Source organism: Psychrobacter sp. CR212 (genome assembly GCF_059693765.1).
Genome location: NZ_JCATIF010000001.1, coordinates 773,782 through 789,624 on the forward strand (window position 1 = coordinate 773,782; position 15,843 = coordinate 789,624).

Sequence of the window (15,843 nt, forward strand, 5' to 3'; positions counted from 1 at the left end):
CCTTAAAAAGCCTAACGTCAAACGTTAGGCTTTTTTAGTGCATACAATCAAGTGCTTATACGATTAAGACTTATCACGGATAAGCTTATAGTTTAAGAACTCAGTGATACCAAGCGTACCAAGCTCGCGACCAAATCCTGAACGTTTAACGCCGCCAAATGGGGTATTGGCTTCGGTACCAGACGGCGCGTTGATAGTGACCATGCCCACTTCTAATTTATCAGCAATATCAGCAGCTAGGGCAGCATCTTGCGTTTGGATAGAAGCACCAAGACCAAAAGGCACATCATTAGCAATCTTGATAGCGTGATCGACATCACGAGCCTTGTAGACGACAGCGACAGGACCAAACAACTCTTCACGGTAGACATCCATTGATTCAGTGACATCTGTTAGTACCGCAGGTTTGAACCATGCACCAGGCTTATCTTTGACCAGTCCACCTTCTACTAGGACCGTCGCGCCTGCTTCAACGGCACTATCTAACTGCGCTTGCAGATTGACCGCGGCAGCCTTTGAAGACATTGGGCCGATAAAGGTTTTTTCATCAAGAGGATTGGCCAATGTCATACCACGTACAGCATCAGTAAAGCCCTCAACGAACTTGTCATAGACAGACTCAAGCACGATTAGGCGTTTGGCGGCGTTACAGGCTTGGCCGGCATTACCAAAACGACCAGAGATCGCGCCTTTTATCGCTTGTTTGATATCGGCATCTGCTGCAACGATAAAGGCATCGGAGCCGCCAAGCTCCAACACGACTTTTTTGAGTGCGCCGCCTGCTTCTTTGGCAACGGCTTGTCCAGCGCGCTCAGAGCCAGTGAGTGAGATACCTTGTACACGCTTGTCATGAATAATAGTCGCTGCCTGCTCGTTGGTGGCAAAGATATTGTTATAAACACCTTCAGGTACGCCGACCTCTTTGAACATATCAGCGATAACTTCTGCAGTCTTAGGGCATTGAGGCGCGTGCTTTAAGATAATAGTATTACCTGCCATAAAGTTTGGCGCGACAAAACGTGCCACTTGATAATGCGGATAATTCCACGGCATGATACCGAGTAGAACGCCAACAGGACGTTTTTCTACCGAAGCTGATCCTGAGTCAACGTCAATGGTATTCGGCGCGAGTAGCTGCTCAGCATTGTCTGCATAGTAACGATAGATCTCAGCGACCAGACCGATTTCACCCTTGGCTTGTGCAACGGGTTTACCCATCTCACCCGTCACGATACGAGCCAGCTCGTCTTGACGTTCCAGATAGCTATCGGCAATTTTATGCAGTAGTGCACTGCGCTCGCTTAGTGAAACCTGACGCCAGTCTTGATAGGCGTTGTCAGCCTGCTCGATGACTTGCTGGATGTCTTGTTCAGTGGCGGTAGGGTAAGTGGCTTCTAGTTCGCCAGTGGCTGGATTGTTGATTTGATAATCGCTCATACTTTTTCCTTATTTTTAGCGTGTTTTTGGGTTTAAAATCCATTTTTGTGTTTATGCTTATATTTTCAGTTACTGCTATGCTTTCATTTGCTAATAAGTGCGATTTATTATGGTTCATTGTAATACAATGAATATTACCGCCGCCATAGACAATCTCTTTTATGCGTACTCCCACTACTTGATGCTGCGGAGAGATTTTTTCAAAGTGCACATACACCAATGACTTATTAGGCTCGTGTTCTGTAACTTTAAACTGAATACTCATCTTAATACAGATTGAAAATGCCACTTCCATTGCTGGAAATGGCATTTTTTTGCTTAATACATCTCATCATGACTGAGATTGGCTCCTGCACAGATAGAGGTAGGCAGTCAGCTTATGACTTTTGATCAGCGTCAGGTGCTTCTGATTTGATATCTACTTTTGTTGTTTCTTCTACTTTTATTTCATCTTCTATTTCTGGCGATTCCGCTTTACTTGCTTTTTCTTTGATCAATTTGACTTTTGGGCGTTTGGGGATGGGTTCGACATGTTTGACCGCCGCACCAAAGGCAGGTTTATAGGTCTTTTTAAGGCTTCTTTTGGTTCTTCGTACGGCGAGCGCATCGGCCTCAGCCTGTTCTTCTGCCAGCGCAGTATCGTACAATCCTTGGTATACCGCGATTGTCTTTTCGATCATCTCACGCATGGTGAATTTGTTGGTCATCTCAGGTCGCGTCACACTTTCTAATTGATTGCGCACCGCTTTACATAACGAGTTGGCATTGTGTTCTTTTACCAAACCTTGCGGATAGAGCGGTTGTAAGATTTCGCTAAAGGCGGCTTTATCCCAGCCAATGACAGGTGTGCCCAAATGAATCGCTTGCAGGGCATTAATGCCGATCGATTCTGGTTCATTGGCAAGTGCCATAACGATATTGGCCGCTGAGAGCCATTCACGCATGTCATTACGCTTGCTACCCACATAAGTAATGCGCTCAGCCAACCCCAGACTGTGAGTACGTTGACGAAAGTCTTCATGAGCGACATCACCATCTTTATCATCATCGTCCATAATGATGACATGAATATTGGGAAATTGCTCTTGTAGATTGCCCAAGATATCAATCAGCCATTCTTGACCATACTCATTGCCAATGACCGTTGGAAATACGAGCCACTTCTTATGCTCAAGCTCAGGATATTCCGCAAAGGTATGACGCAACCAATAGACCGATGGATTGTGCCGATAAGGATAGCGCCGAGTATCAATGCCGCGGTAGATACGCGTGATGACTTTGGGATCGGCTTCCTCGCGGCGCAGTCTTCTTGTTAGATATTGGGTGACGCTATCAGAGACCGTTATAATTGTATCGACATTGAGCAATGCTTGAGAGTATTTATTGATAGGATAAAACCCATACATGGTCGAGACCAGCTTTGGGAAACGCTTGACCCGCGCTCGGCGCAATGCTAAATGCAATATCCATGCAGGGGTGCGCGAATGTACATGAATGACATCAGGCTCATACTTCTCAATCAAATGCCGTAGTGCTGAAACTTGCAGCAATGACAGCCACGATTTTTTGTTCATGTGGACTTGATGATAGTGATTGCCATCACGCTTGAGCCGTCTGACCAAGTCATTGCTCTCATCAGCGCTAGAAACAATGATCGAGGTATGCCCGTTTTTGACCAGTGCGCGCCCAAGATGAAAAATACCGCGCTCGGATTCATCATGCTTCAAAGACGACAGTAGGCGCATCACTTTCATAATAACATAGGTCACAGGTTAGGAGGATCAAGCTGCTATTGTCAGTTAAAAGCGCATAAAACTCAACCATCAAGATAAAAAGATGGCGTCAGATATGTGGCTTTCCAGCAGATATGAGCATAATTTTCTTGGCTCAAAACTACTCAAATGTATTTAGCGGCGTTTTTGTAGATGCTCAGCGTTGGGCAATACTTGTTTTTCGCTTAAGTATTTCCAATATCGCTGCGGTAGATATTGCCTGTGTAGCTTGGGATTTTTGCGCTCCTTGATATTGACGTTGGTAAAGTAGCCTTGCCAAAACTTTTGATAACGCTGCTCATCAGGGCTATGAATGCTGGCAGGATTGCGTAGTACCGCATCATCAAGGTCGGTGATGGTTTGTAGCGGCGCGGGACGAGTAGGCGTGCTATTACTTTTATCATAATAAATGCCGTAGCCGCGTGTCAGATCATAAATCGCCCAGTGCTGATCTTGATAACGCTGACGAAAATGCTCCCCAATCAGTGGCAATACATTAAAATCAGGCTCGACCCGTGCAAAATAAATATCATCGGTCGTGTGCTCAAAACGTACAAAGGCCTCCATGCGATGTTTTTCACGGCCGACGGATTTGACCGTCTGTACCAGCTCTAACACATCCAAGTGACCAAGATCTTGCATGATATTTCGGCTAGGGTAGTCAATGGCATACTTAACCACACGGAATAAAGTCGTGCCGATATCGTCCTTTTCTGATAAAAACCCCCACAAGATATTGCGCATACCTGAGCGACCAAGCAAGCTATTTAGTTTAACCAATACGCGCTCTGCGTTGTCTGCATCCGTTGCGACGCTAATCGCTTGCGCAATCAAGGAGGGTATATAACAGTCTTGAGCGGTGAGTTTGAGTGAGGCGTCTTCTTGCAATCGATTGGCATAGACATAAAACACCGCGCTGAGCCAGCCCTCAAAGCTTGGCTCATACAGCACAATGCTGGGCGTTAACTGACCGATAGTATAATTGTCGTTTTGCACAAGTGCTGACATGGTTTATCCTGAAACGATGTGAAATGTATTTTGGCTCGCCATAAAATGTATGTAAGTATTGTCAAATGCTACTGGGGGATATTTTTCTTGCGTGCTGTTCGCATCGCGTGACAGAGGCTGCAAAAAAGAGTCCTGTCCCCTGCTTTTTATCGTTGGGGCTGATGCTAAAATTGCCCCATACTGCGTTACAAATCTCGCTAAGGCATCTGCATTATCGTCGCTTTGTGCCTTGTCTGGAACAGTTTTAGCGATCAGCAGTGCCTATTTGCGAATGTTCAACACGCCCTAGATTGATTTATATTTATGACAATGCCAAATTTAAAACAACGCTAGCTGTCCGCTACGTTGATCTTTAAACTTGGTCTGCGTTTGCGCCAGTACATACTGACGGAAGTTATCGCGTGTCAAATGGGCAAGGTGCTCGTTTTTGCCAGTGGTTGCGATAAAATACTTGGCACGGTTGACCGCGGCTCCCATCTTTTTTAGATGATAGAGCGTCAACTGGTTAAATTTGCGCGCTTTGACGATTTTTTTGGCCGTCTTGGTACCGATGCCAGGGATACGCACGATCATCTCATAAGTCGCTGTCTGAATATTGACGGGGAAATGCTCGCGATGGCGTATCGCCCACGCCAGTTTTGGGTCACAGTCTAAGTCCAAAAATGGCGATTCTGGCTCGACAATTTCATGCGCACCAAACCCATAAAAACGCATTAACCAATCTGCTTGATATAGACGGTTCTCGCGCACCATCGGCACAGGGGTCCCAATCGCTGGCAAGCGATTATCAGAGAGCATCGGTACATAACCTGAGTAATAGACACGCTTGAGATCGTAGGTTTTGTAAAAGTGACTCGATAGCTGAATCACTTGCAGATCCGTCTCGTTACTTGCACCGACGATCATTTGACTGGTCTGACCCGCGGGCGTAAATTTAGGCGCTTTTTTGTGGGTTTTGCGACTCTCACGGATAGTTATAATCTCTTCTTTAACCGTTTCCATCGGTGCTTTTAGCTCATCATGTGACTTCTCAGGCGCAAGCAATGCGAGCCCTGACTTAGTCGGAATTTCGATGTTGACGCTCAGACGGTCTGCATATAGTCCTGCCTCTAGCAATAGCTCTTTTGAAGCGCCAGGAATAGTTTTTAGATGAATATAACCGTTAAAACGCTCGCGAGTACGCAGGAGCTTGGCAACTTCGACCAGTCGCTCCATCGTATAGTCGCCACTTTTGAATATACCAGAGCTGAGAAATAGCCCCTCAATATAGTTGCGGCGATAAAACTGCATGGTCAAATCAACCACTTCTTCAACCGTAAAAGCAGCGCGCGGCGTGTCGTTGCTTTTACGTGAAGTACAATACGCGCAATCATAGATGCAATGGTTGGTCAAAAGAATTTTTAGCAGACTGACACAGCGACCATCTTCGGTATAGCTGTGACAGATACCGGTTGCTGAGGCATCGCCTAGAGCGCCGCCTTGGTTTTTGCGAGTACCAGCGGAGGAGGAGCAAGAGACATCATACTTGGCAGCGTCAGCCAAGATATTGAGCTTGCCCTGTAATCTTTCATAATTGATGTTTGCCATAAGTCGGTTGTTACCAATTAATTAACGAGTAACCATTTTACCAAAATATGTATTAAGTCATTGTATTTATAAGAAAATTTAAAAAATAACACGACAGATAGTGTCGTATCCATCAAGAGGTTGTGAGCGAGCATACATGCTACTCGATATGACATACATTAAAAAAGGCCTTGAATATTCAAGACCCTTTGCAACATGATACTGTTAAAGATACGTATTTTGTAGTGAGTGCATTATTTATTGAACCTTGGCACGTATCACGACGGTTTGATTACCATTGGCATTAAGATTTGCTAAGTTCCATTTCAGGCCAGAGTAGTTTTCTTGCACAACAACGGTATTGCCAACTTGCTGAATGGTTTTATAAGTGTCGCCGCCAGTGGTGGCAAACGTTGGTAATGGGCTATTTAACGATACCAGCTGGACGCCGCTTGGCAATGAAACCATAGCATTGATGTCATTAACTGGCTGTGCCGTGGTGTTGGTGTATGTGGTGTGATACTCAATGATATCACCAGGGGCGATATGGTTGGCAGGCACCGCAACTTCACGTCCAGCACTATTCTTCATGATTTTCATGACCTTGGTGTTTGCATTGACGACACCCGGCGTGCTAAAAGTCGGGGTCAATTGCAAGGTATCTAACGTGGTCGTCGTGATTTGATTGCTCACAGATGGATGGATAGATGGCTGGTTAGTGATGACGGTTGTCGCTGGGGCATTCATCACAGGTAATGGAGTAGCGGTAGTGACAGGCAGGGCTTGTGTCACAGTGCTAACTGGCGCCGTGACGACGTCTACCTTGGTGACGCTATTGGTCACTCGATTGGTTACAGGTACGCTTGTGACAGTCGTGCTGCCTTGAACCACAGGAGATTGGCGAACGACATAGCGCGGCACAGTCGTCACTTTTGTCACGGCATAAGGCATGCCATCTTGCATGGTGATACCGTTAGGTGTCGCAGTAATAGTGGCTGTTTTGCCATCAGAGTATTGTTCAACTACCGTCGTGCTACCACCAGCAGATGAGCTAATCGCAATCTCAGGATCGGCATGGGCTGAGGATGCAAGCACCATACCTGCGAGCATTGCAGATACCGTGGTGGTTAGTGCTGATGGTGTATAAGATTTCATGGTCATAATAGACTCCTTAACAGTATCAATAAAAAAAAGCAGCAATAAGTAAAACAGCAATAATTAACGTCTAAACAAGCAAAACCCCCGCTAAATGACACCAAAAAGTATGCCAAATAACGAGGGTATCAGTACTGACGATAGTCGGTGTCTATAATCAGACCATCATTATTTTGAGTAAAAGTGCTTCAGTATAAATTTACATCGATATTATGTGGGTAATATCACCTAATATAAAAATTACGATGCACTAAAAACTCAAATAATTATGTGCCAAAACAAATCGTGTATAAAAGCTGCATTGTGTAACCGAAACGGTATAAATGCTATCAATACGTAATGTTGCTTATATTCATGTTATTGGGTAGCGAATAGCCAGCCGTATCTGTCACTGTCAAACATGTTTGCTATTTAAGAGAACTAGTATTTAAAGAGCTATTATTCAAAGCGCCTTTCATCCAGCCTTGAAAGCATCACGCCTACGGATGACCAGAAATAGTGAGTCTTATTAGTCGTAGATAACTTTCATCACTTCGTATTCCACCACGCCCTTTGGCGTTTCGATACGTACTTCATCGCCTTCAAACTTACCGATGAGGCCACGAGCGATCGGTGAGTTAACTGAGATTTTGCCAGCCTTGAAATCGGCTTCATCATCGCCGACGATTTTGTACTGTTTTTCTTCTTCAGTGTCCATGTTTTCGATTATGACGCTGACGCCAAACACGACACGACCTTCTTTTGGCAATGTTGAAGGATCGATGATTTGTGCGCCGCCAAGCTTGGCTTCGATATCACGAATACGCGCTTCGCAAAAGCCTTGTTGCTCACGGGCAGCGTGGTATTCAGCGTTTTCTTTTAAATCGCCGTGCTCGCGGGCTTCAGCAATCGATGCGGTGATGCGTGGACGGTCGACACTTTTTAACTGTTTTAATTCAGCTTCTAAAGCTGCATGTCCTTGCGGAGTCATGGGATAACGTTGCATGTTTTTTCCTTAAACCAATAACACCACACCATCTCATAAGGAGATGGTGCCAGTGTTGTTGCAATGAGTATGAAATATAAAAAGAGCGGGGTTCAGATGGTGTCGTTAGTAAATAGGCTGTTGTGTGTTAGCACCTCTACTTTTAGCACCAAGCGCACTGAACCTTACGTAATAAAAAGCATAGTCGCAGTTCAGCCACTATGCTTTTGTAGGTTTGTCTCTTTCAAGATATTGTTTTTTTAACGTATGATTATCACAAAATAATCAATAACAAGTCTTGGCTAAGCTTTTATATAAGCTTAGCGGTTATGCTTAATCTACTGAAATTATTCAGCCGCGTCAATAGACTTTGCTTGCTCATGCAAATCTTGTAACTTATAGACATCAAACGGTAAGTCAATGGCATAAGATTTACAAACCGCATCGGCTGCGCCTAACGTCGTGACATAGAATACCTTGCCCTGTAGCGCACTACGGCGGATAGAGAACGAATCCTCTTGTGCCTGCTTGCCTTCGGTCGTATTGATAATCAGGTCAATTTTGCCGTTTTTCAAGGCATCAACGATGTGCGGGCGACCTTCAGTGACCTTGTTGATTTGCTGACTTTCGATACCAGCGTCGCTCAGTACTTTCTGCGTGCCAGTGGTTGATACGATATTAAAACCGAAATCTGCAAGCTGACGGGCGATTGGGGCGATTTGTCCTTTGTCGCTATCACGAACTGAGATAAAGACCGTTTTGGTCTCGCCCTCAGTAGGCAGACCCGGCAGACGCTCATTACTACCGATGATGGCTTTGTAAAATGCTTCGCCAAAGGTTTTGCCCACGCCCATGACTTCGCCTGTTGATTTCATCTCAGGACTCAAGATTGGATCAACACCTGGGAACTTAGCAAATGGGAACACCGCTTCTTTGACCGCATAAAATGCTGGAACAATCTCAGTCGTAAAGCCTTGGTCCTTGAGTGAGGTGCCTGCCATACAGCGAGCCGCGACCTGAGCTAGCGAAGTACCGATACACTTAGAGACAAACGGTACGGTACGTGCAGCACGTGGGTTCACCTCCAAAATATATACGGTTTCGCCTTTAACCGCAAACTGAACATTCATCAGACCGACAACGCCAAGCTCTTTTGCCATAGCAATGGTTTGGGCGCGCATCACATCACATAGCTCATCAGACAATGAATATGGTGGTAGTGAACATGCTGAGTCACCTGAGTGGACACCTGCCTGTTCGATATGTTGCATGATACCGCCGATGACGACATCATTACCATCACATACGCAGTCGACATCGACTTCGATAGCGTCATCTAAGAAGCGATCAAGCAGGACAGGCGCTTCGTTTGAGGCTTGTACTGCGGTGCGCAGGTAATGTTTTAGCTCATCTTCGTTATAGACGATTTCCATCGCGCGGCCACCTAACACATAAGATGGACGTACCACCAATGGATAGCCCACGTCTTTTGCTTTAACCAAGCCATCTTCTAAGCTGGTTGCTAAAGCGTTCGATGGTTGTACAAGGTTTAGCTGCTGAATCATATGCTGGAAGCGCTCACGGTCTTCAGCACGGTCGATCGCATCAGGACTCGTACCGATGATTTTTACGCCCGCTGATTCTAGCGCACGCGCAAGTTTCAATGGCGTTTGGCCACCGAACTGCACAATCACACCGTCTGGGTTTTCGATACGGACGATTTCTAGCACGTCTTCTAATGTGATTGGCTCAAAGTACAGACGGTCGGAGGTGTCATAATCGGTTGAAACCGTTTCTGGGTTACAGTTGACCATAATGGTCTCATAGCCGTCTTCACGCATGGCAAGCGCTGCATGTACACAGCAGTAATCAAACTCGATACCTTGACCGATACGGTTAGGGCCGCCACCGATGACCATGATTTTTTTCTTGTCAGTTGGGTTGGCTTCACATTCGCTATCGTAGGTTGAGTACATATAAGCGGTGCTGGTCGCAAACTCTGCAGCACAGGTATCGACACGCTTATACACGGGATAGACGCCTAAATCCCAACGCTTTTTGCGTAGTTGCTTTTGTGAGATGCCAAGCAATTTAGCCAAACGCAAATCTGATAAGCCTTTACGCTTAAAGCGACGTAGGTTGTTTTCGTTTAAGCCACCAAAGCCGAGTGATTTTACCGTCGCTTCAGTCTTAACGATGTCTTCGATTTGTACCAAGAACCACGGGTCAATCTTGGTGTAATTAAATACGTCATCAACGCTCATACCGACACGGAAGGCATCAGCAACGTAATAGATACGCTCAGGCGTTGGAATGGTTAAGCGGTTGATAATCTCACTACGAGCCTTCTCAGCACTGACTTTGGATAAATCAATTTGCTCATCGAAACCATCCGCGCCAGTTTCCATACCGCGCAAGGCTTTTTGCATCGACTCTTGGAAGTTACGACCGATCGCCATGACTTCACCGACTGACTTCATTTGCGTCGATAGGATGTTGTCCGCTTGTGGGAATTTTTCAAAGTTGAAACGCGGTATCTTGGTGACAACGTAATCAAGCGCAGGCTCAAAGCTGGCTGGCGTTTTGCCGCCTGTGATGTCATTTTGCAGTTCATCTAGGGTATAACCGATTGCCAGTTTTGCTGCGATTTTGGCAATTGGGAAGCCAGTCGCTTTTGAGGCGAGGGCAGACGAGCGTGATACACGTGGATTCATCTCGATAACGACCATACGTCCCGTATCAGGATTGATACCGAACTGGACGTTTGAGCCGCCTGTTTCAACACCGATCTCACGCAGTACTGCTAATGACGCATTACGCATGATTTGGTATTCTTTATCGGTCAAGGTCTGCGCGGGTGCGACAGTGATTGAGTCGCCTGTATGTACGCCCATTGGGTCAAAGTTTTCGATGGCACAGATGATGATGCAGTTGTCGTTTTTGTCACGGACCACTTCCATCTCGTACTCTTTCCAACCGATGAGTGACTCATCGATAAGTAGCTGATGGGTCGGTGATAAATCAAAGCCGCGCTCACAAATCTCGATGAACTCATCGCGGTTATAAGCGATACCGCCGCCCGAACCACCCATGGTGAATGAGGGACGAATGATACAGGGGTAGCCCATCTTTTCTTGCGTGGCAAAAGCTTCTTCCATGGTTTCGGCAACCTCAGCGCGCGGGCACTCAAGACCGATACGTTTCATCGCCTTGTCGAATAAGTCGCGATCTTCTGCCATCTCGATGGCGTCTTTGGTCGCACCAATCAGCTCGCAGTCGTACTTGGCCAATACGCCGTGCTTATCTAGGTCTAGGGCGCAGTTGAGCGCAGTCTGTCCGCCCATGGTTGGCAGGATTGCATCAGGACGCTCTTTGGCAATGATTTGCTCAACGGTCTGCCACGTGATCGGCTCGATATAGGTGGCATCTGCCATGACAGGGTCGGTCATGATGGTCGCAGGGTTTGAGTTGACCAAGATGACACGGTAGCCTTCTTCTTTTAGTGCTTTGCACGCCTGTGCGCCTGAGTAGTCAAACTCACACGCTTGGCCGATAACGATGGGGCCTGCGCCAATGATAAGAATGCTTTTTATGTCGGTACGTTTTGGCATAGTTAGAGCTACCTTCGTTTGATGATATTTTAAGTAATCTTTATTTTTAATAACGCTTATGGCGTTTTATACTTACAATGCGTTGTTACAGTACTGCTCAAACCGCTTTTAGCGATTCAAGCACTGACTTATTATCAAGTTATAATGAATCGTTAAGCTTGAGCAGTTTTAGCCGCTTCCATCATCTCAGCAAACTTATCAAATAGCGGACCACAATCATGCGGGCCAGGGCTGGCCTCTGGGTGACCTTGGAAGCTAAATACTGGCTTGTTGGTCAGCTCGATACCTTGGTTAGTACCATCGAATAATGAGCGATGCGTTGACTTAACGTTTTCTGGTAGCGTGTCTTCATCAACCGCAAAGCCATGGTTTTGACTGGTGATCATCACTGTGCCAGTCGCTAGATCTTGTACTGGATGGTTGGCACCATGGTGGCCCGTTTTCATTTTGATGGTATTGGCGCCGCTGGCAAGACCGATTAGCTGATGGCCTAAGCAAATACCAAAGGTTGGTACGTCTGTTTCTTCAATAATGTGACGTACGGCGTCGATAGCGTAGTCACAGGCGGCAGGATCGCCAGGGCCGTTTGATAAGAAGATACCGTCTGGGTTCATCGCGAGCACATCAGCAATAGGCGTTTGTGCTGGGACAACCGTCACATGGCAGCCGCGGTCGACGAGCATACGTAGGATATTGGTTTTGCTACCGAAGTCATAAGCGACGACGTTGAATTTGGCATCGATATGAGTGCCGAGCTGCTTAAAGAAGCCGCCAGTACCACTGTCATGGCTACCCGCCACGTCACGGTTGAGTAGGGTGTCTGATAGATCCCATGTGCCTGCTGTCCACTCAAAGCTTTCTGTCGTGCAGCATTCTTTTGCCAAGTCCATGCCCTTTAGACCTGCAAAGCCTTGTGCCAGCTCAATCGCTTTTTGCTCATCTTCAACGCTGATCGTCTCGCCATCTGATGCGGTCATAATACAGCCGTTTTGTGCGCCTTTATCACGTAATAGGCGGGTCAACTGGCGTGTATCAATTTCAGCGATAGCGACGGTATTGTTACGCTGTAGATAGTCGCTAAGCGACTCAGAGTTGCGGAAGTTAGAGGTTGCCATAGTGGCGTCACGGATGATCAGACCGTCTGCCCATACTTTGTGACCGTTACCAGACTCGGTATCCTCGGCATTGGTGCCTGTATTACCGATATGCGGATAAGTTAGGGTCACCAGCTGTCGCGCGTAACTTGGATCGGTTAGAATTTCTTGATACCCTGTCATGGCGGTATTAAATACCACTTCACCAACACGATGACCTAGGCTGCCGATACTGACACCGCGAAAAATTGTACCGTCTGCTAGTGCCAAAATTGCTTGTGTTTCTACCGATGAATTCAAGGATTGCCTCCGCTATTATTGGTGAGTGCCATCATGTTTTGTTGGTCTAAAATTGCTCCGTATCCTTTTATTTACGGCATTTGACTGCTATCAGATAAAATAAATCAAAGGACGACACACAAAAATTTTCCACAAAAAAGCGAGAAGACATTATTGATGAAAACTACAAAACTCACTCGATAGTGAATAGGTAACTTGCATCATGTCCGCTCGCTTAGGCACAGATTTTGCGTATTATATACAAAATAGTAACTTATGGCTAGGGCGTGTTGAACATTCGCAAATAGGCACTGCTGATCGCTAAAATTGTTCCAGACAAGGCACAAAGCGACGATAATGCAGATGCCTTAGCGAGATTTGTAACGCAGTATGGGGCAATTTTAGCATCAGCCCCAACGATAAAAGCAGGGGACAGGACTCTTTTTTGCCGCTTCATCGTTAAAAATAAGCGCTTAGAATGACTAAACTTATTATTTTTAACATCGAATCGCCTAAAAAACAGTCGCTGTCAGTGCCATGGTCGAATGTTCAACACGCCCTAGTATCAAGGGCAAACTGAGTGATTAAAACTGGTAGTGGACAGACAGCCCGTAATAGTCAGGCGCAAGATTGGTTGTGATGAGAAGCTGATCGTTATAGCTTTTGGTCAAATACATACTACTGGCAACCCCTAGTGCTGCACCAGCAAATACATCAGCCACATCATGTTTTTCCGCTTTAACACGGCTATAACCCACAAAAGTTGCGCCAACATAAGCTGGAATACTATATTCTAATCCATAGCGTTTATGAATGAAGCTTGCGCCCTGAAATGCCAAAGAAGTATGTCCTGATGGGAAGGAGTCATTGTCGCTATGGTCAGGACGCTCTTTATTAATGGTTGACTTCACAGCATAGGTCACGGCAAGATTGGTAGCAAATGATTGATAAAATTGCTGACGTCCCTCTTTATCATTCATATAATGCGTGCTGCCATAAGCAATGGCAGGTATGGCAACCGCAACAATGTCACCGGCTCTCTCCAAACTTGAGGTATTTTCAGCATAACTGGGCGCGGTGATGATCACACTACTTGCCAACAAGATAATAGGTACGTGTGTTTCGCGAAGCATGGATGCGTCCTTAGTAGGGTAGCGGTACTTGTTAGGGCAGGCGCTACGATAGCAAAATGAGAATGTTGGCCTTGCTAATTGTACTATAAAGTGGACATACGATAAGGTATTAAATGGGATTGTATACTGTAAAATATATTTTTTATGGCTATGGTCCAAAGTGAGATGGTTCTTTGACATGCCAATCAAATAAGCATAAAAATGATTGTGGTATAACCAATGACTTACTCCAAAATAACATTATCCTTACTAAGGAAAAACGATGATATTTAAATATTTAGACAAAACCCCTGAGTTTGCTGTACCGTTCAACGGTTGGATTGCTGACTCGGCACAAGTAATCGGTGATGTGTATTTGGGTCATCAGGCCAATGTTTGGTTTGGTGCGGTGATACGCGGCGATAACGATCGTATTCATATCGGCGACTATAGTAATGTGCAAGAAAATAGTGTGATTCACACTGATGCAGGTATCAAAGTGACTATCGGTGATTACGTGACTATTGGCCATCTAGCGATGCTGCATGGCTGTGAGATCGGTGACAATAGTTTGATTGGTATCGGTGCGGTAGTACTCAATAATGTCAAAATAGGTAAAAACTGCCTGATAGGGGCGAAAGCCTTAATTACTGAAGGTCAGGTTATTCCTGACAATTCCCTGGTGATGGGCGCGCCTGCCAAAGTCGTTAAGACACTGACAGATGAGCAAGTAGCGATGTTGAAAATGTCAGCGCTGCATTATTCTGAGCGTTGTCAAAAATTCAAAACAGGTTTAACAGAAATAGCGATGCCTGACTAACTAAGCGCTTATTTTTAACGATGAAGCGGCAAAAAAGAGTCCTGTCCCCTGCTTTTTATCGTTGGGGCTGATGTTAAAATTGCCCCATACTGCGTTACAAATCTCGCTAAGGCATCTGCATTATCGTCGCTTTGTGCCTTGTCTGGAACCATTTTAGCGATCAGCAGTGCCTATTTGCGAATGTTCAACACGCCCTAAAAGATCCATATTTTTTCACAACCAACGATAAGGTCTCACCATGCAGGCAAATCCAGCACAAAAACAACAAAAACAACTAGCGCTATTTGATTTAGATCATACCTTACTGGATGTCGATAGTGACTATCTGTGGGGTGAGTATATCGTCAAGCACGACCTTGTCGATGAGGCTGAGTACCGTACAGCCAACCAGAAGTTTTATAATGACTATATCGAAGGGACGTTAGATGCGACAGAGTACAATGAATTCGTCGCGCAGTTTTTGAGTAGTCTGCCGCTTGATAGACTTGATGAGCTAAGAGAAGATTACATCAAAAGTGAAATCGAGCCACATATTCGCCCAAAAGCAATGGAAGCATTGTGCCAGCATATTGAGCAAGGGCACGATGTGGTGATTATTTCTGCAACCAATGATTTTGTGGTGTCCGCTATTGCCAAGCGTTTTGGTATTGAGTCAGCCAATGTATTGGCTACGCCGCTTGAGATCAAAGACAATCGTTATACGGGCAAGCTGACTGATAAACCAAACTTTCAGGCAGGCAAGATCTACCATTTAGATAAATGGCTTGATAAGCAGCAAGCAGCGGGCATCACCTTTGAAAAAACCTATGCCTATTCAGACTCCAAAAACGATATCCCGTTGCTAGAATGGGCGGATGTGGCGATCTGTGTGTCACCTGATGAGGCGCTACATGCTCATGCCTTGGCGCATCGCTGGGCAGTAGAAGATTGGTCAATATAGCTTAATGGATGCATAAGTGGTTATCACCATGATAATTAGCCAACCATTTATGATCAATCTCATTTAAAATAGCGCCAAATGCGTT

The 15,843-nt window shown here is 45.6% G+C and carries 12 protein-coding genes; 2 read left to right on the top strand and 10 right to left on the bottom strand.

What is annotated here, in order from left to right:
- Window positions 1-63 precede the first annotated feature (63 nt).
- From AC58CZ_RS03325 to AC58CZ_RS03370, 10 genes are all read right to left on the bottom strand, one after another.
- Window positions 64-1,437, bottom strand: coding sequence for an NAD-dependent succinate-semialdehyde dehydrogenase (locus tag AC58CZ_RS03325; protein ID WP_093068195.1), 1,374 nt, complete (start codon window positions 1,435-1,437; stop codon window positions 64-66).
- Complete coding sequence (locus tag AC58CZ_RS03330) at window positions 1,370-1,747, bottom strand: agmatine deiminase family protein (RefSeq protein ID WP_227674257.1); 378 nt, start codon at window positions 1,745-1,747, stop codon at window positions 1,370-1,372. The genes AC58CZ_RS03325 and AC58CZ_RS03330 overlap by 68 nt, the downstream gene beginning before the upstream one ends.
- Before the next feature lie 67 nt (window positions 1,748-1,814).
- Window positions 1,815-3,191 (bottom strand): glycosyltransferase, encoded by a 1,377-nt coding sequence (locus AC58CZ_RS03335; protein ID WP_093068198.1) that lies wholly within the window; start codon window positions 3,189-3,191, stop codon window positions 1,815-1,817.
- 153 nt (window positions 3,192-3,344) lie between these two features.
- Window positions 3,345-4,217 (bottom strand): TIGR03915 family putative DNA repair protein, encoded by an 873-nt coding sequence (locus AC58CZ_RS03340; RefSeq protein ID WP_071001852.1) that lies wholly within the window; start codon window positions 4,215-4,217, stop codon window positions 3,345-3,347.
- Between the two features lie 318 nt (window positions 4,218-4,535).
- The gene (locus AC58CZ_RS03345) at window positions 4,536-5,804 is read right to left on the bottom strand and encodes a putative DNA modification/repair radical SAM protein (protein WP_071001851.1); all 1,269 of its coding nucleotides are present in this window, start codon (window positions 5,802-5,804) and stop codon (window positions 4,536-4,538) included.
- Between the two features lie 237 nt (window positions 5,805-6,041).
- Window positions 6,042-6,944 (bottom strand): hypothetical protein, encoded by a 903-nt coding sequence (locus tag AC58CZ_RS03350; RefSeq protein ID WP_071001850.1) that lies wholly within the window; start codon window positions 6,942-6,944, stop codon window positions 6,042-6,044.
- A 502-nt stretch (window positions 6,945-7,446) separates the two neighbouring features.
- Window positions 7,447-7,923, bottom strand: coding sequence for a transcription elongation factor GreA (gene greA / locus AC58CZ_RS03355; protein ID WP_071001849.1), 477 nt, complete (start codon window positions 7,921-7,923; stop codon window positions 7,447-7,449).
- 326 nt (window positions 7,924-8,249) lie between these two features.
- The gene (gene carB / locus AC58CZ_RS03360) at window positions 8,250-11,513 is read right to left on the bottom strand and encodes a carbamoyl-phosphate synthase large subunit (protein ID WP_212564373.1); all 3,264 of its coding nucleotides are present in this window, start codon (window positions 11,511-11,513) and stop codon (window positions 8,250-8,252) included.
- 152 nt (window positions 11,514-11,665) lie between these two features.
- On the bottom strand, window positions 11,666-12,907 hold the full coding sequence (gene carA, locus AC58CZ_RS03365) for a glutamine-hydrolyzing carbamoyl-phosphate synthase small subunit (RefSeq protein ID WP_212564374.1): 1,242 nt from the start codon (window positions 12,905-12,907) through the stop codon (window positions 11,666-11,668).
- A gap of 563 nt (window positions 12,908-13,470) precedes the next feature.
- Window positions 13,471-14,019 carry a phosphatase PAP2 family protein gene (locus tag AC58CZ_RS03370; RefSeq protein ID WP_212564375.1) on the bottom strand — a complete coding sequence of 183 codons (549 nt, stop codon included), beginning with the start codon at window positions 14,017-14,019 and terminating at the stop codon, window positions 13,471-13,473.
- A 262-nt stretch (window positions 14,020-14,281) separates the two neighbouring features.
- Between AC58CZ_RS03370 and AC58CZ_RS03375 the strand changes: the two genes are divergently transcribed.
- Both AC58CZ_RS03375 and AC58CZ_RS03380 read left to right on the top strand, forming a co-directional pair.
- Entirely contained in the window at window positions 14,282-14,818 is a 537-nt protein-coding gene (locus AC58CZ_RS03375) for a gamma carbonic anhydrase family protein (protein WP_212564376.1), read from the top strand.
- Between the two features lie 238 nt (window positions 14,819-15,056).
- Complete coding sequence (locus AC58CZ_RS03380) at window positions 15,057-15,758, top strand: HAD family hydrolase (protein ID WP_186474258.1); 702 nt, start codon at window positions 15,057-15,059, stop codon at window positions 15,756-15,758.
- Window positions 15,759-15,843 lie beyond the last annotated feature (85 nt).